This is a genomic window from Streptomyces sp. NPDC104371 (assembly GCF_055583785.1).
Genome location: NZ_JBVJNF010000007.1, coordinates 390,021 through 409,316, shown reverse-complemented (window position 1 = coordinate 409,316; position 19,296 = coordinate 390,021). Strand labels below are relative to the sequence as shown.

The 19,296-nt window shown below is 71.4% G+C and carries 15 protein-coding genes and 1 other RNA gene; 14 read left to right on the top strand and 2 right to left on the bottom strand.

Annotated elements, in window-relative coordinates:
* The first annotated feature begins 160 nt into the window (after positions 1 to 160).
* The 3 genes from ACZ60T_RS23715 (at position 161) to ACZ60T_RS23705 (ending at position 3,608) form a co-directional block, all read left to right on the top strand.
* Positions 161 to 1,390, top strand: coding sequence for a serine/threonine-protein kinase (locus tag ACZ60T_RS23715; RefSeq protein ID WP_469667662.1), 1,230 nt, complete (start codon positions 161 to 163; stop codon positions 1,388 to 1,390).
* Between the two features lie 96 nt (positions 1,391 to 1,486).
* Complete coding sequence (gene prfB / locus ACZ60T_RS23710; protein ID WP_365634067.1) at positions 1,487 to 2,593, top strand: peptide chain release factor 2; 1,107 nt, start codon at positions 1,487 to 1,489, stop codon at positions 2,591 to 2,593.
* Between the two features lie 328 nt (positions 2,594 to 2,921).
* On the top strand, positions 2,922 to 3,608 hold the full coding sequence (locus ACZ60T_RS23705) for a hypothetical protein (RefSeq protein ID WP_469667661.1): 687 nt from the start codon (positions 2,922 to 2,924) through the stop codon (positions 3,606 to 3,608).
* 94 nt (positions 3,609 to 3,702) lie between these two features.
* On the opposite strand, the gene ACZ60T_RS23700 is transcribed toward ACZ60T_RS23705, so the two are convergent.
* The gene (locus ACZ60T_RS23700; RefSeq protein WP_252421247.1) at positions 3,703 to 3,894 is read right to left on the bottom strand and encodes a hypothetical protein; all 192 of its coding nucleotides are present in this window, start codon (positions 3,892 to 3,894) and stop codon (positions 3,703 to 3,705) included.
* Between the two features lie 255 nt (positions 3,895 to 4,149).
* Between ACZ60T_RS23700 and ftsE the strand changes: the two genes are divergently transcribed.
* From ftsE to ssrA, 5 genes are all read left to right on the top strand, one after another.
* The gene (gene ftsE / locus ACZ60T_RS23695) at positions 4,150 to 4,839 is read left to right on the top strand and encodes a cell division ATP-binding protein FtsE (RefSeq protein WP_252421248.1); all 690 of its coding nucleotides are present in this window, start codon (positions 4,150 to 4,152) and stop codon (positions 4,837 to 4,839) included.
* Between the two features lie 28 nt (positions 4,840 to 4,867).
* Entirely contained in the window at positions 4,868 to 5,788 is a 921-nt protein-coding gene (gene ftsX, locus ACZ60T_RS23690; protein ID WP_365634075.1) for a permease-like cell division protein FtsX, read from the top strand.
* A 111-nt stretch (positions 5,789 to 5,899) separates the two neighbouring features.
* Positions 5,900 to 7,057, top strand: coding sequence for a S41 family peptidase (locus ACZ60T_RS23685; protein WP_469667660.1), 1,158 nt, complete (start codon positions 5,900 to 5,902; stop codon positions 7,055 to 7,057).
* Positions 7,058 to 7,103: 46 nt separating this feature from the next.
* Positions 7,104 to 7,583, top strand: a complete 480-nt coding sequence (smpB, locus tag ACZ60T_RS23680; RefSeq protein ID WP_365634082.1) for an SsrA-binding protein SmpB — start codon at positions 7,104 to 7,106, stop codon at positions 7,581 to 7,583.
* Positions 7,584 to 7,690: 107 nt separating this feature from the next.
* Positions 7,691 to 8,089: a transfer-messenger RNA gene (gene ssrA / locus ACZ60T_RS23675) on the top strand.
* Between the two features lie 102 nt (positions 8,090 to 8,191).
* Here the strand turns inward: ssrA and ACZ60T_RS23670 are convergent.
* Complete coding sequence (locus ACZ60T_RS23670) at positions 8,192 to 9,505, bottom strand: MFS transporter (RefSeq protein WP_469667659.1); 1,314 nt, start codon at positions 9,503 to 9,505, stop codon at positions 8,192 to 8,194.
* A gap of 84 nt (positions 9,506 to 9,589) precedes the next feature.
* On the opposite strand from ACZ60T_RS23670, the gene ACZ60T_RS23665 reads away from it, so the two are divergent.
* The 6 genes from ACZ60T_RS23665 (at position 9,590) to ACZ60T_RS23640 (ending at position 19,215) form a co-directional block, all read left to right on the top strand.
* Entirely contained in the window at positions 9,590 to 10,573 is a 984-nt protein-coding gene (locus ACZ60T_RS23665; protein WP_469667658.1) for a LysR family transcriptional regulator, read from the top strand.
* Between the two features lie 1,172 nt (positions 10,574 to 11,745).
* Positions 11,746 to 12,441 (top strand): hypothetical protein, encoded by a 696-nt coding sequence (locus ACZ60T_RS23660; RefSeq protein WP_365634091.1) that lies wholly within the window; start codon positions 11,746 to 11,748, stop codon positions 12,439 to 12,441.
* Positions 12,441 to 14,639: a glycosyltransferase gene (locus ACZ60T_RS23655; protein ID WP_469667657.1), complete on the top strand. Its 2,199-nt coding sequence runs from the start codon at positions 12,441 to 12,443 to the stop codon at positions 14,637 to 14,639. The genes ACZ60T_RS23660 and ACZ60T_RS23655 overlap by 1 nt, the downstream gene beginning before the upstream one ends.
* Positions 14,636 to 15,901, top strand: a complete 1,266-nt coding sequence (locus tag ACZ60T_RS23650; RefSeq protein WP_469667656.1) for an acyltransferase family protein — start codon at positions 14,636 to 14,638, stop codon at positions 15,899 to 15,901. Before ACZ60T_RS23655 ends, ACZ60T_RS23650 begins: the two co-directional genes overlap by 4 nt.
* A 297-nt stretch (positions 15,902 to 16,198) precedes the next feature.
* Positions 16,199 to 16,786, top strand: a complete 588-nt coding sequence (locus ACZ60T_RS23645) for a CGNR zinc finger domain-containing protein (protein WP_365618444.1) — start codon at positions 16,199 to 16,201, stop codon at positions 16,784 to 16,786.
* A gap of 119 nt (positions 16,787 to 16,905) precedes the next feature.
* Positions 16,906 to 19,215 carry a HelD family protein gene (locus ACZ60T_RS23640; RefSeq protein WP_469667655.1) on the top strand — a complete coding sequence of 770 codons (2,310 nt, stop codon included), beginning with the start codon at positions 16,906 to 16,908 and terminating at the stop codon, positions 19,213 to 19,215.
* The last annotated feature ends 81 nt before the right edge of the window (positions 19,216 to 19,296 follow it).

Sequence of the window (19,296 nt, the reverse complement as noted above, 5' to 3'; positions counted from 1 at the left end):
CCGCCTCGGCGGTGAAGGTTGGCCCTCCGGCCGCGTAGTTTTGTCGACCGGGGGCCAAGGCCCGCGGCGTCGGCCGCCACTGCCATGGCCCCTGGCACGGCCCCGCGAACGGCCCCGCACGGCGCAGCGTCGGCACCACGCGTCCTCAGTAGGAGCAGTCTTGGCACGGAAGATCGGCAGCCGGTACACAGCGAACCAGATCCTGGGCCGGGGAAGCGCCGGAACGGTGTGGCTGGGCGAGGGTCCGGACGGGCCCGTCGCCATCAAGCTGCTGCGCGAGGACCTCGCCTCCGACCAGGAGCTGGTGGCCCGCTTCGTCCAGGAGCGCACGGCCCTGCTGGGGCTCGACCACCCGAACGTGGTGTCGGTCCGGGACCTCGTGGTCGACGGGAACGATCTGGCCCTGGTCATGGACCTGGTCCGGGGCACGGATCTGCGTACGCGCCTGGAGCGGGAGCGGCGGCTCGCGCCCGAGGCCGCGGTGGCGATCGTCGCGGACATCGCCGACGCACTGGCCGCGGCGCACGCGGCCGGGGTCGTGCACCGCGACGTGAAGCCGGAGAACGTGCTGCTGGACATGCAGGGGCCCCTCGGCCCCGGCGGCGCGCACCCGGCGCTGCTGACGGACTTCGGGGTGGCGAAGCTGATCGACTCGCCGCGCCGGACCACGGCGACGAAGATCATCGGCACCCCGGACTATCTGGCCCCGGAGATCGTGGAGGGCCTGCCGCCGAGAGCCTCGGTGGACATCTACGCGCTGGCGACGGTCCTGTACGAACTGCTGGCGGGCTTCACCCCGTTCGGCGGCGGGCATCCGGGCGCGGTGCTGCGCCGCCATGTCACCGAGACCGTGGTGCCGCTGCCCGGCATCCCGGACGAGCTGTGGCAGTTGCTCGTGCAGTGCCTGGCGAAGGCGCCCGCGTCCCGGCTGCGCGCCTCGGAGCTGGCGGCGCGGCTGCGGGAGCAGCTCCCGCTGCTGGCGGGCATGCCGCCGCTGGAGGTCGACGAGCCGGACACGGCGCCGGAGGAGGAGCCGTACGAGGCGTCCGCGCCGGGCGAGCCGGAGGCGGCGCGGGAGCGCCGGGGCGCGGTGCCCCTGGTGCCCGGCGCGAAGACGGACTCCAGCCGGGACACGCACACCTCGATGCGGGTGCCCGCACCCGACGAGCTGGCCGGCGGCGCCCGCGGCACGGCCCGCGCGCCCCGCGCCGCGGGCGCCCCGCGCCCCGGCTCGGCCCGCCACCGGATGCAGACCCGCCGCCGCAGGATCGCGCTCGGCGCGGCGGCGACGCTGCTGGCGGCGCTCGGCCTCGGCGCCTGGCTGGTGGCGTCGGGCGACGACGACGCGCAGCCCCCCGCCACCCGGAACTCTGCCCCCGCCGCGCCCTGAGCCCGCCCGCACCGAGGCCGCGCTCCGCCGGGAGCACGCTCCGTAACCGGCGGTGACCGGGCATGGGCTCCCCGATGGAGCCGTTACGCTGGATGCGTGGCAGTCGTCGATGTATCCGAAGAGCTCAAGTCCCTCTCCTCGACCATGGAGTCGATCGAGGCCGTTCTGGACCTCGACAAGATGAGGGCAGACATCGCCGTGCTCGAGGAGCAGGCGGCCGCGCCGTCCCTCTGGGATAACCCGGACGAGGCGCAGAAGATCACCAGCAAGCTCTCCCACCTCCAGGCCGAGGTGCGCAAGGCCGAGGCCCTGCGCGGCCGGATCGACGACCTCGGGGTGCTCTTCGAGCTCGCCGAGGCCGAGGACGACCCGGACACCCGCGCCGAGGCCGAGGCCGAGCTGGTCGAGGTGCGCAAGATGCTGGACGAGATGGAGGTCCGCACGCTCCTGTCCGGCGAGTACGACGCCCGTGAGGCGCTCGTCAACATCCGTGCCGAGGCCGGTGGCGTCGACGCCGCCGACTTCGCCGAGAAGCTCCAGCGCATGTATCTGCGCTGGGCCGAGCAGCACGGCTACAAGACCGAGGTCTACGAGACGTCGTACGCGGAAGAGGCGGGCATCAAGTCCACCACCTTCGCGGTCCAGGCGCCCTACGCCTACGGCACCCTCTCCGTCGAGCAGGGGACGCACCGACTGGTCCGTATCTCCCCCTACGACAACCAGGGGCGCCGCCAGACGTCCTTCGCCGGTGTCGAGGTCCTGCCCGTCGTCGAGCAGTCCGACCACGTCGACATCGACGAGTCCGACATCCGGGTCGACGTGTTCCGCTCCTCCGGCCCCGGCGGCCAGGGCGTCAACACGACCGACTCCGCGGTGCGGATCACCCACTTCCCCACGGGCATCGTCGTCACCTGCCAGAACGAGCGGTCCCAGATCCAGAACCGGGCCTCCGCGATGAACGTCCTCCAGGCCAAGCTCCTGGAGCGGCGCCGCCAGGAGGAGCAGGCCAAGATGAACGCCCTCAAGGGCGACGGCGGCAACTCCTGGGGCAACCAGATGCGTTCGTACGTCCTGCACCCCTACCAGTTGGTCAAGGACCTGCGGACCGAGTACGAAGTCGGCAACCCCGAGGCCGTGTTCAACGGCGAGATCGACGGCTTCGTCGAGGCCGGCATTCGCTGGCGCAAGCAGCAGGAGAAGTAACACCGACCGCGGACGACGACACCACCGCCACCCCGCGGGCGCTTTGTCGACAAGGCAACTGCCTCTCGTACGAGGGTAGTTGCCTTGCTCGTTGGCGAACGTCTGGGGTGTACATCACACTTGTGTCACCGCTTCTGCCGTAAATGATCACGTACGGGACATCGCGCCCGCAACGCCCTTGACGTTGCTGTCAAAACTCGGAAGGGTGAAGCGTGGCATGCGTATCTCTGGGGTGCATGTGAACCGGGGGGTCCGAGCACAGCCGCCCCCGACGCCGTGGCCCCGGGCGCTGCTCCATTGACGATCAGCTACTGGGGGTAGCAGGCAGATGACCAAGAAGATGCGGATCCGTGTGGCGCGGATCGCTGCCGGTGCGGTGATCGCCGCCGGTGCGTCGCTGACCGCCGCGGGCGCCGCTTCGGCGCTCGGTATGACGTCCGCCGACGGGAACGACGCGGGTATCGGCGCGCAGGTGAACGAGAACGAGAACGGTCAGGGCGAGGACCCCGACCCCGGTGAGACCGGTATCCCGGAGACCACGCCTCCCGCGACGGAGGAGCCTCCGACCACGGAGCCCCCGGCCACGGAGGAGCCTCCGACCACGGAGCCCCCGGTCACGGAGCAGCCTCCGACCACCGAGCAGCCGCCGACCACGGAGCCCCCGGCCACCGAGCAGCCGTCCGAGAACCCGACCCACGGTGGCGGCAACGGCAACGGCAACGGCAATGGGAACGGCAACGGCAACGGTCACGGGAACGGTGGCGGCGACAACACCAACCCGGACGGTGGCAACAACCCGGTCCAGCAGGGCAAGGGTTCCTCCGGCCTGACCGACACCGGCGCGGGCAAGGGCAACTCCGACACCTCCGCCCAGGGCGGTGGCAAGGAGCTGGCCGAGACGGGTGCCGCGGAGACCACGTTCCTGCTGGTCGGCGCCGCCACGATGATCGCCGGTGGTATCGGCTTCCGGATGCTGCCGCGCCTGGTGAACGGCCGCGGCGGGGCCGCTGCCTGATCCACGGCGCGTGGCCAGGGTCACAGACCCGTAGCGCATGAGAAGGGCCCGGGGCATCAGCCCCGGGCCCTTCCCGTATGTCTCCCGCTGTCTCCTACGCGGTCTGGTGCGCCAGCAGCGCCACCGCCGCGATCAGCACCGCCAGCAGCACGATCAACGTCATCGGATTCAGCCCTGACCAGGGGCTTTCCTGCTGAAGCCGCTCCCGGCTGGCGCGGCAGACGGGGCAGCGGCCCTCGCTGACGGGCGCCGCGCAGTTCGCGCACACCAATCGGTCGTACGTCATGCGCCTCGCCCTCCTCGTGCGGCTTCCATCCACAGAACGCTTCCGGGAACGCCACCGTTCCCCCTCCACTGTGCCAGGTTCCGCGAGCCACTGCGCGGGCGCGGTGACGTCACCGCCGCGTACCCGCGTCGGGGGGACGACCCTCGCGGGTACAAAAACCCACAACTGATGCGCAACCCCGACCGTCGACTGCGCTCGCATGCCCGCTTCGCGTATGGTCACGCACACCTACCCCCAACGGCCCGTGGTGCATCCGTGATCCGATTCGACAATGTCTCCAAGGTCTACCCCAAGCAGAGCCGCCCTGCTCTCAGGGACGTCTCCCTCGAAGTGGAGAAGGGCGAGTTCGTCTTCCTCGTGGGGTCCTCCGGCTCCGGAAAGTCCACCTTCCTGCGGCTGATCCTTCGCGAAGAGCGCGCCAGCCACGGTCAGGTGCACGTCTTGGGCAAGGACCTCGCCCGTATCTCCAACTGGAAGGTGCCGCACATGCGCCGCCAGTTGGGGACGGTGTTCCAGGACTTCCGGCTGCTGCCGAACAAGACGGTCGCCGAGAACGTGGCCTTCGCTCAGGAGGTCATCGGCAAGTCACGCGGAGAGATCCGCAAGTCCGTGCCCCAGGTGCTCGAACTCGTCGGCCTCGGCGGCAAGGAGGACCGCAGACCCGGCGAACTGTCCGGTGGTGAACAGCAGCGCGTCGCCATCGCGCGGGCCTTCGTCAACCGGCCCAAGCTGCTGATCGCCGACGAGCCCACCGGCAACCTCGACCCGCAGACCTCGGTCGGCATCATGAAGTTGCTCGACCGGATCAACCGGACGGGTACGACTGTGGTGATGGCGACCCACGACCAGAACATCGTGGACCAGATGCGCAAGCGCGTCATCGAGCTGGAGAAGGGCCGCCTCGTCCGCGACCAGGCGCGCGGCGTCTACGGCTACCAGCACTGAATTCCACGGAAAGGCTTGAACAGACGCCATGCGCGCGCAGTTCGTTCTGTCGGAGATCGGTGTCGGTCTCCGCCGCAATCTGACGATGACCTTCGCGGTCGTCGTCTCGGTGGCCCTCTCCTTGGCCCTGTTCGGTGGTTCGCTTCTCATGAGCGACCAGGTGAACCAGATGAAGGGCTACTGGTACGACAAGGTCAACGTCTCGGTCTTCCTCTGCAACAAGAGCGACGCGGAGTCCGACCCCAACTGCTCCAAGGGCGCGGTCACCGAGGAGCAGAAGAAGCAGATCCTCGGCGATCTGAACAAGATGACGTCCGTCGTCCAGAAGGTCAGTTACGAGTCCCAGGACCAGGCCTACAAGCACTACAAGGAGCAGTTCGGCGACTCCCCGCTGGCCAGTTCGCTCACTCCGGACCAGATGCAGGAGTCGTACCGCATCAAGCTGAAGGACCCGCAGAAGTACCAGGTGATCGCGACCGCCTTCAACGGCCGTGGCGGTGTGCAGTCCGTGCAGGACCAGAAGGGCATCCTCGACAACCTCTTCGGGCTCCTCAACGGCATGAACTGGGCTGCCCGCGCGGTCATGGCGATGATGCTCGTCGTGGCACTGATGCTGATCGTCAACACGGTGCGTGTCTCGGCGTTCAGCCGTCGTCGTGAGACCGGCATCATGCGCCTCGTCGGCGCGTCCGGCTTCTACATCCAGGCGCCGTTCATCATGGAGGCCGCGGTCGCCGGACTCATCGGCGGCACCGTCGCCTGTGGATTCCTGCTGCTCACGCGGTACTTCATCATCGACCACGGCCTGGCCCTGTCCCAGAAGCTGAACTTGATCAACTTCATTGGCTGGGACGCCGTTCTGACCAAGCTGCCGCTGATCCTCGCGACAAGCCTGTTGATGCCGGCGCTGGCCGCGTTCTTCGCGCTGCGCAAGTACCTGAAGGTCTGACGCGCGGGCATCGAAGGTCTGAAGCACTCACACCGATGGTGTGACGCACGCCAACAGGGCGGGACGGGCAACAGCCCGTCCCGCCCTTGCCGTTGTCCTAGACTCACCGCCATGTCCGGCCAAGACCTGTTCTGTCAGCCCCGCCGTACCCGTCATGGAGCGGCGCTGACGCTGGTCCTCGCGAGCGTTCTCGTCACCGGCGCCGCGACCGGCTCGTTCGACGCGCCCGGCCGGAAGAACCCGTCCGCCAAGTCGGCCGCGCCCGCCGACCACGACGTCATCGACGCGGCGACGCGGGCGATGGACGACGGCATGTCCCCCATGGAGGCCGCGGAGCGCGCGGTCAGCCGCAGCGGCGACCGGTGGGGAGCGGTCTACTCCCAAGGCGAGTACCGGGAGTTCGAGGAGGCCCTCGACGGCGAGTACACCGGGGTGGGGCTGTCGGCCCGGCGTGAGCGGGACGGCCGGATCGAGGTGACCGAGGTGCAGTCCGGCTCGCCCGCGTCCGCCGCCGGTATCCGCAAGGGCGACCGACTGCGCAGTGTCGACGGCGAGAGTGTGGACGGCAGACCCGTCCCCGAGGTCGTCTCCCTGCTGCGCGGCGACGCCGCGGACGCCACCGCCGGTACCCCGGTCCGCGTCGGGCTGCAACGCGGCCCCCGTCTCTGGAGCGAGGTACTGCGCCGGGCCCGGCTGTCCACCGACCCGGTCACCGCGCACCGCCGCACCGACGACGTCACCGTGATCAGGGTCGCCGCCTTCACCAAGGGCTCCGGCGACCGGGTGCGCGCGGCGGTCGCCACCGTGCCGAGGCGCGCCGGGGTCGTGCTGGATCTGCGCGGCAACTCCGGCGGCCTGGTCACCGAAGCAGTCACCGCGGCGTCCGCCTTCCTCGACGGGGGGCTGGTGGCGACGTACGACGTGGACGGCAGACAGCGCGCGCTGCACGCCGCGCCCGGCGGGGACACCGGCAGACCCCTGGTCGTACTCGTCGACGGCGGCACGATGAGCGCGGCCGAGCTGCTCACCGGCGCCCTCCAGGACCGGGGCCGGGCCGTCGTCCTCGGCACCCGCACCTTCGGCAAGGGCTCGGTCCAGATGCCGAGCCGGCTGCCCGACGGCTCCGTCGCCGAGCTGACCGTCGGGCACTACCGCACCCCCTCCGGCCGCGGCGTCGACGGCCATGGCATCACCCCGGACCTCCAGGTCGACCACGACGTCCTCGGGCGGGCCGGGACCGTGCTCAGCGGCCTGGGTGACGCGCGATAATCGACTTCCCGCACACCCCCTCCCTGGTGCGAAAATGGGCGGCACTATGGCTAAGGAAAAAGGGCGCAAGCTGATCGCGCAGAACAAGAAGGCGCGGCACGACTACCACATCCTCGACACCTACGAGGCCGGTCTGGTCCTCATGGGGACCGAGGTGAAGTCGCTGCGTCAGGGGCGGGCCTCGCTGGTCGACGGGTTCGTGCAACTGGACGGTCACGAAGCGTGGCTGCACAACGTGCACGTGCCCGAGTACAGCCAGGGCACCTGGACCAACCACAGCGCCCGCCGCAAGCGGAAGCTGCTGATGCACCGCGAGGAGATCGACAAGCTGGAGGCCAAGTCGCAGGAGACGGGTCACACGATCGTGCCCCTCGCCCTGTACTTCAAGGACGGCCGGGCCAAGGTCGAGATCGCGCTGGCGAAGGGCAAGAAGGAGTTCGACAAGCGGCAGACGCTCCGCGAGAAGCAGGACCGTCGCGAGGCGGACCGGGCGATCTCGGCGGCCCGCCGCAAGCAGCGCGCCTGACCGGAGGGAATGCGCTGGCACCCGCGTGCGTTGGTCACGTACGATGGCCTCGCACCTCGGTGAGGGTGCGGGTCCCTCCTCGGAGGGGCTGTTTGACAACACAACATGGGGATGATCGGTTTCGACAGCGGCTGTCGAAGCAGGGGAAGCGTGTCGAGGAAGCGGCCATGATCTCGTAAACCACAGGCCGAAACCAATAATCGCCAACACCAAGCGCGATTCCTCCCAGCAGGCCTTCGCCCTCGCTGCCTGATAGGCAGCGCGAGCGAGCCTCCTACTAAAGGGAGTGTCAGCCCGGGGGTGTTCCCGACCCGGATCCTGGCATCAGCTAGGGGACTAAACCTTGATCCCGGTCACGGGGTGAAGAGGGACATCTAACAGTGACTGAGCCCGTCGGAGACTTGTCCGCGTGATCTCCGGGGCTGAGAAAATCGAAGCGGACTGCACACGGAGAAGCCCTGGTTCCGCACCGTTGGACGCGGGTTCGATTCCCGCCATCTCCACGATCAGGAGGCTCCCGAGCCTCCCAACCCATGTGGGCAACGGCCCCGCTGCTTTCGAGCAGCGGGGCCGTTGCTGTTCTCGTTGCCCTTCTTGAGGCAAGGGCGTCAGCCGTCCGACGCTCGGCGGAGCGCGCGGCGCGTGGTGAAGCTGTGGGTCAGGGCGATCAGGAGGGCGAGGGTCGCCGCGGTCGGGGGGAGGAGGAAGCCGGTGGTGGGGGAGAGGTGTTCCGCTGTCCAGCCGCCCGTGGCGCTGCCGCAGGCGATGCCGCCCAGCAGGGCGGTGACGGCGAGGGTCATGCCCTCGTTGAGGCGGCCCTCGGGGGTGCGGCGCTGGACCAGGGTCATGGCGGTGACCATCGTGGGGGCGGTGGCCATGCCCGCGAGGAGCAGGGCCGGGGCCAGGGCGAGGAGGGAGCCGGTGGTCCGGGCCGCGAGCAGGGGCAGGGTCATCAGGGCCGCCATGGCCGCGAGGCACCACAGATAGCGGCGTTCCGCGGGGCCGGACGGCTTCAGCGCGCCGAACGCCAGACCGGCGGCGCACGACCCGGCCGCCTGGAGCGCGAGCACGGGGCCCGCCGCCGACCGGCTCCCCTGGGCGTCCGCGAACGCCACGGTGATGACCTCCATCGCGCCGAAGATCGCGCCCGTGGCCATGAGGCCGAGCAGCAGCGGAGGCATACCGCGGGCGCGCAGCGGGGGCGCGCTTCGCGTGTCCCGGCTCGGCGGCGGCTCCGTCGCGCGCTGGGCGGTGAACACGAGCATGCCCGTCATCAGCAGGATCCCGGCGGTCAGCATGCCCGCCTCGGGGAACAGCGAGCCGCACAGGAAGGCCGCGAGCACCGGGCCCACCATGTAGCACAGCTCGTCCGCGGCCTGCTCGAAGGCGTTGGCGGTGTGCAGGGCGTCCGCGTCCTTCTTGAGCAGATGGGCCCAGCGGGCGCGGGACATACCGCCGATGTTGGGGGTCGTGGCGGTGGCGGCGTAGGCGGCGAACAGGGTCCAGTCCGGGGCGTCGTAGTGCAGGCACAGCAGCAGGGTCACCTGGCCGAGCACCGCGAACGCCGTCGCGGGGACGGCGATCCTGGCCTGCCCGTGGCGGTCGACGAGCCGTGCGATCCAGGGGGCGACCACGGCCGTCGCCACGAGGCCGGTGCCGGTGACGGAACCGGCGAGCGCGTACGAGCCCCGGGACGCGGCGATCATGATGATCGTGCTCACGCCGAACATGCCGATGGGCAGCCGGGCGATGAGGTTGCCGATGGTGAAGGCGCGCGTGCCGGGGAGGGCGAACAGGCGGCGGTACGGGCTCGGGGACTTGGCGACGGGCGGGCGGCGCGGGGCGAGGTCGGCGACGACCAGGGTGTCCTGAGTGACCGCGGGCAGGGGCGCGGGGGCCCTGTCGGGGGACGGCTGTGGCATGCGTCCACCGTCGCCCGCACGCCGAGCCGCGGTCCAACACCTGATCCGTGGCGATTCACGCGCCCGGGTTGTAAGTTCGGGCGGATGTCCACCCAGCCCCGTACCGTAGACCCGCGTCTGCTGCGCGCCTTCCTCGCCGTCGCCGAGGAGCTGCACTTCACGCGCGCCGCCGCCCGCCTCTACGTGGCCCAGCAGGCGCTCAGTCGTGATATCCGCAGGCTGGAGCGGGAGTTGGGCGCCGAACTGTTCGTACGCACCACCCGGCAGGTGACGTTGGCGCCGGACGGCGAGCGGCTGCTGCCGTACGCGCGCCGGGTCCTTGACGCGCAGGACGAGCTGCTCGCCGCGTTCGGACAGGGGCGTCCGCTGCTGGTGGATCTGAACTCCCCGGGGCTGGCGACCGGACGCCGAGTCCTGCTGCGGGCCCGTGAACTGGCCCCGGAGCAGGAGCTGATGGCCCGCTACGAGAGCGGACTGACCGGCGCCGCGGGGGAGTTGCTCGCGGGCCGCCTCGACGCGTCGTTCGGACGGTTCGCGGGCCTCGCCCCGGCGCTGCGGGCGGGCCTCGACCACCAGCCCGTGCGCTACGAGCCGATGGCGGTCGTCCTGCCCGAGGGGCACGGGCTGGCGTCGCTCGCGGCGATACCGCTGGCCGCGCTCACGGGGGAGACCGTGTACGCCGGCGCCGGGAATCCGCGGACCCCGGAGTGGACTGACCTTGCCCGTCGCCTCTTCGAGGGCCGCGGCATCCAGGTGGCGCCGCCCGCGCCGCTCGCCGTCGGGGAGGAGGAGTTCCAGCGAATCATGGCCAGGACACGCAACCCGATCCTCGCGGTGGTGGACTTCCCCGCCCTGCCCGGGATGGTGGTGCGTCCGCTGGTCGATCCCATTCCGCTGTCTCCCGTGTCCCTGGTGTGGCGGAAGGGGCTGACGCACCCCGCCATCGAGGCCCTTCGCCGGGCGGCGGCCGAAGTCGCCTCCGCGAACGGCTGGTTGCGGCGGCCCGAGGGGGGATGGATTCCGGCCAGCGACGCGGACGTCATGGCGGCCGGGACGCGGACTTCGTGAGGAGACCGTCATCTGGGACACGGGGTCACGGGTCACCCGGATGCGCTACATTCGTGGCCCGAGCACGGTGGTAAGGGGCGCTCGGACCGGGTGGGGGCCTGGTCCGGCGACGAGGTGCTCGGGGTCGTCAGCGCACCCAGTACTGTCCCGTGGGGGGATGTGCGCACGTGAAAATTCGGCGTGAAGACGCTCAACCTAAGTGGCCTTCAACCGCATCCGCGACCTGCGAAGTCGCGGTGAACACCCAGGTCTTCGCGGAGGTCGGGAGAACGGAAATCCCACGCACGACCGCGGACACCGCGGACGCGACGGAGACGACGGTCCTCCACTCGGACTCGGACATACGGGCCCGGGAGGAGAACACGAACCGACGTACGGACGCGGGCTCGCCTGACTTGGCGGGGAGTGCGAACGAACGTACGGATACGAATCCATCCGGCTTGTCGGAGACCGAAGCCTTGCGCGCCGATGCGGACTTGCCCGGCAGCGCGGAGAGCCCGAATCGACGTACGAGCGCGGGCGCGCCCGGCTTGGCGTCGCCCGAAGTCCTGCGTACCGGTGCGGACTTGCCTGGTGGGGCCGAGGCTGCGAACCGGCGCGCGAGCGCTGGCTGGCCTGGCTTGGCGGGGGGTGCGGACCGGCGTGCGGGTGTGGATTCATCCGGCTTGGCGAAGACTGAAGTCTCGGGTACAGGTGCTGACTTGCCCGGTGGGGCGGGGGTTGTGAACCCGCGTGCTGGCACGGACCTGCCCGGCAGCGCAAAGAGCCCGAATCGACGTACGAGCGCGGGCGCGCCCGGCTTGGCGTCGCCTGAAGTCTTGCGTACCGGTGCGGACTTGCCTGGTGGGGCCGAGGCCGCGAACCGGCGTGTGAGCGCTGGCTGGCCTGGCTTGGCGGGGAGTGCGGACTGGCGTGCGGGTGCGGATGCACCCGGCTTGGCGGAGTCGGAAGTCCTGCGTACCGGTGCCGATCTACCCGGCTTGGCGGAGCCCGAAGTCTTGGGTGCCGGTGCGGACTTGACCGGCAGGGCGGGAGCCGTGCATCCGCGTACGGGTGCTGGCTTGCCCGGCTCGGCGGGGGCCGTCAACCCGCGTGTGGGCTCGGGTGGGGCGGTGAGGGTCGGTGGTGTGGGCGGTCCTCGGGATCCCTGGGGTGGGCATGATCCGCAGGAGGTGACCGTTCAGCTCGATGCCGTCGTGGTGCGGCCGGGGGACGGGATCGGGCGGGTTCAGGGGGGTGGGCCGCGGGACGGGGCCGACGGGCCGGTCTTCGTCGACGCGTCGGGCCGTCGCAGCCGCCGGTTCCGGCGGATCGGTATGGCCATCGCCCTCGCCTGCGCGGTCTACGCCATCGTCATCGTGGCCACGCTGATATCGGGCAACTCCAACGCCCCCTGGCTGCCGGTCCCCGGCCCGCAGGACGACGCCCCGGCCAGCAAGGTCGACACCTCGCCCCTCCCGGCGGACCCGGCGCAGCCCTCCGTACCGGCCGACGCCTCCCCCGGGACGAGCGCGCCGACGACCGAGGACCCGACGCCCTCGCCCGGCACCAGCGCCCAGGTCCCGGGAGCCTCCCCGAGCCCGGACCAGCCGGGCACCTCGGCCGACCCCGAGCCGACCGCGACCCACACCACCAAGAAGCCGGGATCCGGCGGGACCGCGCCGAACTCCCCGCCGCCGTCCACCCCCGCCTCGCCCACCCCGGACGACAGCCCGACGAGCGGCGGCGAGCCGACGAGTGACCCCTCGCCCCCGGACGACGGCGGCACGGACCCGACCGACGGCACCACGGCCAGCGGTCCCAGCAGTCAGGTACCCGTCACCGGGGAACCGTCCCCGTCTTCCTCGCTCCCGGAGAACGTCCTCTGATGGCATCCCGCCCCCGCCGTCCCCGGGCCGCGGCCCCACCCCGAGACGGCCTCGCGCGCCGCCGTCTGCCCATGCGCCTGCTGCTGCCCATGCTCGTCCTGGTCGCCCTCGTCGCGATGCTGATGCTGCGCGGCTATGTGCACAGCGAGATCCTCGCCGACCACCGCGTCCAGCCCGAGGCCGCGACCGACAAGGTGCCGGAGAAGATCCTGGAGGGCGGCCCGGTCATCGACACCCGCAGCGGACGCGCCACGAGTCTGCGCGTGCCCGACCACCGCCTGGTCCTCACCTTCGACGACGGCCCCGACCCGACCTGGACCCCCAAGGTCCTGGACGTGCTCGCGAAGCACCACGCGCACGCGGTCTTCTTCGTCACCGGCACCATGGCCTCCCGCTACCCGGAGCTGGTCGACCGGATGGTGCGGGAAGGACACGAGGTCGGCCTGCACACGTTCAACCACCCCGACCTCTCCTACCAGTCCGACAAGCGCATCGACTGGGAGCTGTCCACCAACCAGCTCGCGATCACCGGCGCCGCCGGGATCCGTACCTCCCTCTTCCGCCCGCCGTACTCCTCCTTCGCCGACGCCATGGACGACAAGTCCTGGCCGGTGACCGAGTACATCGGTAGCCGCGGCTACATCACCGTCGTCAACGACACCGACAGCGAGGACTGGAAGAAGCCCGGCGTCGACGAGATCATCCGCCGGGCCACGCCGCACGACGGCAAGGGCGCGATCGTCCTCATGCACGACTCCGGTGGCGACCGCCACCAGACCGTGCGGGCGCTGGACCGCTTCCTGCCCGGACTCCAGTCCGAGGGCTACAGGTTCGAGAACCTCACGGAGGCGCTCGGCGCGCCCAGCGCGCTCACCCCGGTCACCGGCCCCGAGCTGTGGCAGGGCAAGGCCTGGATCTTCCTGGTCCGGGCCTCGGACGACATCACCGGCGTCCTGGTCGTCGGCCTCGCCGTGATCGGCGCCCTCGTCATCGGCCGCTTCGTCCTGATGCTGCTGCTGTCCGGCATCCACGCCCGCCGGGTGCGGCGCCGCGGCTTCCGCTGGGGACCGGCGGTCACCGAACCGGTCTCGGTGCTGGTCCCGGCGTACAACGAGGCCAAGTGCATCGAGAACACGGTGCGTTCGTTGACGGCGAGCGAGCACCCCGTAGAAGTGATCGTCATCGACGACGGCTCGACGGACGGCACGGCCCGCATCGTGGAGAGCCTCGGTCTGCCGGGTGTGCGGGTGATCCGCCAGCACAACGCGGGCAAGCCCGCCGCGCTCAACAGAGGCCTGGCGAACGCGCGTCACGACCTGATCGTGATGATGGACGGCGACACGGTCTTCGAACCGGCGACCGTCCGCGAACTCGTCCAGCCCTTCGGCGACCCGCGGGTCGGCGCGGTCGCGGGCAACGCCAAGGTCGGCAACCGGGACTCCCTGATCGGCGCCTGGCAGCACATCGAGTACGTGATGGGCTTCAACCTCGACCGCCGGATGTACGACATCCTGCGCTGCATGCCGACGATCCCCGGCGCGGTCGGCGCCTTCCGGCGCTCGGCGCTGGAGCGGGTCGGCGGCATGAGCGACGACACGCTCGCCGAGGACACCGACATCACCATGGCGATGCACCGCGACGGCTGGCGGGTGGTGTACGCGGAGAACGCGCGCGCCTGGACGGAGGCGCCCGAGTCGGTCCAGCAGCTCTGGTCCCAGCGCTACCGCTGGTCGTACGGCACGATGCAGGCGATCTGGAAGCACCGCCGCGCCCTCGTGGAACGCGGTCCCTCGGGCCGCTTCGGCCGCGTCGGACTGCCGCTGGTGTCGCTGTTCATGGTGGTGGCCCCGCTGCTGGCGCCCCTCATCGACGTCTTCCTGCTGTACGGCGTGGTCTTCGGCCCGACCCAGAAGACGGTCGTGGCCTGGCTCGGCGTTCTCGGGATCCAGGCGTTCTGCGCGGCCTACGCCTTCCGGCTCGACCGCGAGCGCATGTCCCACCTCATCTCGCTGCCCCTTCAGCAGCTCCTCTACCGCCAGCTCATGTACGTGGTGCTGCTCCAGTCCTGGATCACGGCGGTCACCGGCGGCCGGCTGCGCTGGCAGAAGCTGCGGCGCACGGGTGCCGTCGGGGCACCCGGCGGCCCGGGGCAGCGGCGGCGGACCCACCACGCCGGAGATCGGAGGCCGGTGGCATGACCCACGGATACCCGACCGGCACGGGCGCGCACCCGGAGCCGACACCCCCGGTGGACATCCCGCGGCAGCACACGGCACAGCCCGCGCCCACCACGCCGAAGCCGGGCCGGGACCGCTATCTGGACCTGCTGCGCTCCATCGCCCTGGTCCGCGTGGTGATCTACCACCTGTTCGGCTGGGCATGGCTGTCGGTGCTGTTCCCCTCGATGGGCGTGATGTTCGCGCTCGCCGGGTCGCTGATGGCGCGCTCCCTCAGCCGCCCGGCGCTGAGCGTGATCAGGAGCCGGGTGCGCAGGCTGCTGCCGCCGCTCTGGATGTTCAGCGCGGTGGTGCTGCCCCTGCTGTTCGTGGGCGGCTGGAACCCGGTGAAGGACCCGGACAACGGCGGCACCTGGGGCGTGGTCGAGCTGATCGACTACGTCGTCCCGATCGGCGCCCCGCCCTACCCCTGGCACGCGGGCACCTTGTCCGGCCTCGTGGACGACAGTTGGGCGGACCAGGCGGCGGGCCCTCTGTGGTACCTGCGCGCCTACCTCTGGTTCGTGGTGGCCTCCCCCTTGCTGCTGTGGGCGTTCCGCCGGGTCCCGTGGGCGACGCTGCTGGCCCCGCTGGGGCTGACCGCGATCGTCGGCACCGGCCTGGTGACCATCCCCGGTGAGACGGGCAACGCGGTCACGGACTTCGGGGTCTACGGAAGCTGCTGGGTGCTGGGCTTCGCCCACCAGGAGGGCATGCTGGCGAAGGTCCCGCGCTATGCCGCCGTCTCCTGCGCGACCCTGGTGATGGCGTTCGGCCTGTGGTGGGCCTCGGGTCATCTGGGCGAGGACGGCTGGGACCTCAACGACATCCCGCTGGCGCAGGCGACCTGGTCCCTCGGGTTCGTGGTGATCCTGCTCCAGTACTCCCCGTCGTGGCGCGAACTGCCGGGCCCGCTGCGCGGATGGGACAAGGTGATCACGCTGTCCAACAACCGCGCGGTCACCATCTATCTGTGGCACAACCTGCTGATCATGGCCACGGTCCCGCTCATCGACCTGGGCTACCGGCTGCCGTTCATGCAGAGCGAGAGAGCGTCGTCCGCGCTCGACTCGACGTACACGATGTGGATGTTCTTCCTCGTCTGGCCACTGATCGCACTGGCGATCGCCGCCTTCGGCTGGATAGAGGACCTCGCGGCCAAACGCCCCCCGCGCCTGTGGCCGAACGGCACGAAGCGCGACCGGCCCGACAACCGGAGCGGGGCACACGCACCCCGGGGGTGACAGCCGGGGCCCCCGGTTCCGTTCGGCGCGGGCCCGGATTCCGGCGGCGCGGGTCCCGATCCGGCAAGGCCGGTTCCGGGTCCGGGGGTGTGGTTCCCGGCTCCGACCGGGGAGTTCGGGAGGTACGGGCCCTTCCGTCGGCGTGCGGGGCCGGGCACTGTAGGGGGCAGGGCCTGTCGGGTCGCCCGTCCATGGCGGGCAACCCGACAGGCCCTGACAACCCCCACAGACGCCACCCTCGCGTGGACTCACCGGCCGTCGCGCCCGCGGCGGCGACTTCAAGGCGGTGACAGGAACATGGCATCGGGCTCCCCCACAGCCCCGTACGATCTGCGCTTCGACTCCGGGCGGATCTGCCTGGACTTGCTGGCGACGACCCATCCCGGTGAACGGCTCGGCTCATTGGACCGGCTCCGGGCCTGGATCATCGGCGCCGGGCTGGTCCCGGCGGGCACACCACTGGCCGGAGCCGGTCCGGAATGGCTGCCGGCCTTCCATGAACTACGCGTCCATATAGGTCAGTTGGTGTACGGAGAACTGAAGGGACGGCCCTCCGACGCGGCGCTGGCCCGCGTCAACGAGGTCGCGCGAGGGGCGCCGCCCGCGCTCTGCGCGGTCCGTGGCGCGGACGGCGGCCTGATCCGGCGCCTGCGCCCGCTGCCGGGCTGCGGGGAACTGCTGGCCGTGGTGGCCCGCGAGGCGATCGAGCTGCTGACGGACCCCGGGACCCGGGCGGGCCTGCGGCAGTGCGAGGGCGACAACTGCCCCCTCGTCTATCTCGACATGTCCCGCGGCAGACGCCGCCGCTGGTGCTCCAGCGAGGTGTGCGGCAACCGCGAACGCGTCGCCCGCCACCGCCGCCGGACGGCACTGACCCGCGCCTGAGGGCGGTCCGGCCGGAGCCGCGCGGAGGCGTTCGCGCGGCTCAGGGGTACCTTCCGTAGCCTCCCGCGGCCCCCTTCGCGTACGGTAGACGGCTGCCCAGCACGTCAGAAGGGGGCCCGGTGGCCGCTCAGGCTCAACAGGAAACCGCGCTCGACCCGGTCGGCGAGTCCGCGCACGACTCGCGCCGCGACCGGGAGATCAGCGTCGAACAGAAACACCTTGACCGGGTGTACCGGCGTCTCGAGGAGAAGATCCACGAGGCGGAGTTCCTGATGAACGACGCCGCCCAGCGCGGCCATGTCGGCACGCCCGGCGCGCTCGCCGAACGCGACGCGCAGGTCTTCCGGGCGGGCATCCACCTCAACCGGCTCAACAACGAGTTCGAGGACTTCCTCTTCGGCCGGATCGACCTGCTGCTCGGCAAGGACGGCAAGAAGGGACCGGACGGCGCGTACACGGCCGTCGAGCCCGCCGAGGGAGCGGTCCGGCCCGACAACACCGCCGATATCGCCGAGACCCTGCACATCGGCCGCATCGGCGTCCTCGACGAGGAGTACGCGCCCCTGGTCATCGACTGGCGCGCGCCCGCCGCGGCCCCCTTCTACCGCTCGACCCCGGTCGACCCCGGCCGGGTCGTACGCCGCCGCGTCATCCGCTCCAAGGGCCGCAAGGTGCTCGGCGTCGAGGACGACCTGATGCGCCCCGAGCTGACGGCGAGCCTCGACGGCCACGAGCTGCCGGTGATCGGCGACGGCGCCCTGATGGCCGCCCTCGGCCAGGCGCGTACCCACTCCATGCGCGACATCGTGGCCTCGATCCAGGCCGAACAGGACCTCGTGATCCGCGCCCCCGCCGCCTCCGTGACCTACGTCGAGGGCGGCCCCGGCACCGGCAAGACGGCCGTGGCCCTGCACCGGGCCGCCTACCTCCTCTATCAGGACCGGCGCCGGTACGCGGGCGGCATCCTGATCGTCTCGCCCACCCCGTTGCTCGTCGCCTACACCGAGGGCGTGCTGCCCTCCCTCGGCGAGGAGGGCCAGGTCGCCATCCGCGCGGTCGGCTCGCTCGTCGACGGCGTGCAGGCCACGGTGTACGACTCCCCGTCGGTGGCCCGCGCCAAGGGCTCGTACCGCATGCTCAAGGTGGTGCGGAAGGCCGCGCGCGGCGCCCTGGAGCGCGGGGACGCGCCCACTCGGCTCAGGGTCGTCGCCTTCGGCCGCCGCCTCGAACTGGAGGCCGAGGAGCTGGAGCGCATCCGGCGCACCGCCCTGAGCGGCACCGCCCCGGTGAACCTCCTGCGCCCGCGTGCCCGCAGGCTGCTCCTGGACGCCCTGTGGGCCCACTCCGGCGCGGCCGGCCGCCACACCGACCCCGAACTGGCCGCCGAGCTGCGCTCCTCCTTCGACGAGGACATCCTCTGCGAGGACTCCTTCACCGAGTTCCTGGACGCCTGGTGGCCCGAGCTGACCCCGCGCGCCGTCCTGGAGGCCATGGCCGACGACAGGCGGCTCGGCCGCTGGGCGCGGCGGATCCTCACCCCCGGCGAGGTCCGCAAGGTCGCGCGGTCCCTGCGGCGGGACGGGCTGTCCGTGCACGACGTGGCCGTCCTGGACGAACTCCAGGCCGTCCTCGGCGTACCGGCCCGCCCGCGCAAGAAGCGTGAGTTGGACCCGCTCGACCAGCTCACCGGGCTGGAGGAGCTGATGCCCGTACGCGAGGAGTCCCAGCGCGAGCGCGCCGAGCGCCTCGCCCAGGAGCGCACCGAGTACGCGCATGTGATCGTCGACGAGGCGCAGGACCTCACGCCGATGCAGTGGCGGATGATCGGGCGGCGCGGGCGGCACGCCACCTGGACGGTGGTCGGCGACCCGGCCCAGTCGTCCTGGTCCGACCCGGACGAGGCGGCCGAGGCCCGCGACGAGGCCCTGGGCACGCGCCCGCGCCGCCGCTTCACGCTCACGGTCAACTACCGCAACCCCGCCGAGATCGCCGACCTGGCGGCCAAGGTGCTGGCGCTCGCCATGCCCGGCTCCGAGTCCCCCTCCGCCGTCCGCTCCACGGGCGTCGAGCCCCGCTTCGCGGTCGCGCGGGACGCGCTCGGCGAGACCGTCCGCGCGGAGGCCGCCCGGCTGCTCGACGTGGTGGACGGCACGGTCGGCGTGGTCGTCGCGATGAACCGGCGCCAGGAGGCGGCCCGCTGGCTGGACGGCCTCGGCGACCGCGTCGTGGCGCTCGGCAGCCTGGAGGCCAAGGGCCTGGAGTACGACGCGACGGTCGTCGTCTCGCCCGCGGAGATCGCCGACGAGAGCCCCGCGGGCCTGCGGGTGCTGTACGTGGCGCTGACCCGGGCGACGCAGCAGTTGACGGTCGTCTCGGGCGAACGGGACGAGCCGGACGCGGCCGGGGTACCGGATCTGCTGCGCGACTGAGCCCGCGTCGGCGCCGCGGAGAGCCGTGTTCCCGTGCCGGGAGAGCCGTGTTCCCGTGCCAGGAGGATGAACTCCCGGCAC

Coding starts and splice junctions, on each gene's coding strand:
- ACZ60T_RS23645 (WP_365618444.1), top strand. CDS start 16,199: ATGGCATCGGGCTCCCCCACAGCCCCGTACGATCTGCGCTTCGACTCC.
- ftsX (WP_365634075.1), top strand. CDS start 4,868: ATGCGCGCGCAGTTCGTTCTGTCGGAGATCGGTGTCGGTCTCCGCCGC.
- ACZ60T_RS23650 (WP_469667656.1), top strand. CDS start 14,636: ATGACCCACGGATACCCGACCGGCACGGGCGCGCACCCGGAGCCGACA.
- smpB (WP_365634082.1), top strand. CDS start 7,104: ATGGCTAAGGAAAAAGGGCGCAAGCTGATCGCGCAGAACAAGAAGGCG.
- ACZ60T_RS23685 (WP_469667660.1), top strand. CDS start 5,900: ATGTCCGGCCAAGACCTGTTCTGTCAGCCCCGCCGTACCCGTCATGGA.
- ACZ60T_RS23670 (WP_469667659.1), bottom strand. CDS start 9,505: ATGCCACAGCCGTCCCCCGACAGGGCCCCCGCGCCCCTGCCCGCGGTC.
- ACZ60T_RS23700 (WP_252421247.1), bottom strand. CDS start 3,894: ATGACGTACGACCGATTGGTGTGCGCGAACTGCGCGGCGCCCGTCAGC.
- ACZ60T_RS23665 (WP_469667658.1), top strand. CDS start 9,590: ATGTCCACCCAGCCCCGTACCGTAGACCCGCGTCTGCTGCGCGCCTTC.
- ACZ60T_RS23705 (WP_469667661.1), top strand. CDS start 2,922: ATGACCAAGAAGATGCGGATCCGTGTGGCGCGGATCGCTGCCGGTGCG.
- ACZ60T_RS23655 (WP_469667657.1), top strand. CDS start 12,441: ATGGCATCCCGCCCCCGCCGTCCCCGGGCCGCGGCCCCACCCCGAGAC.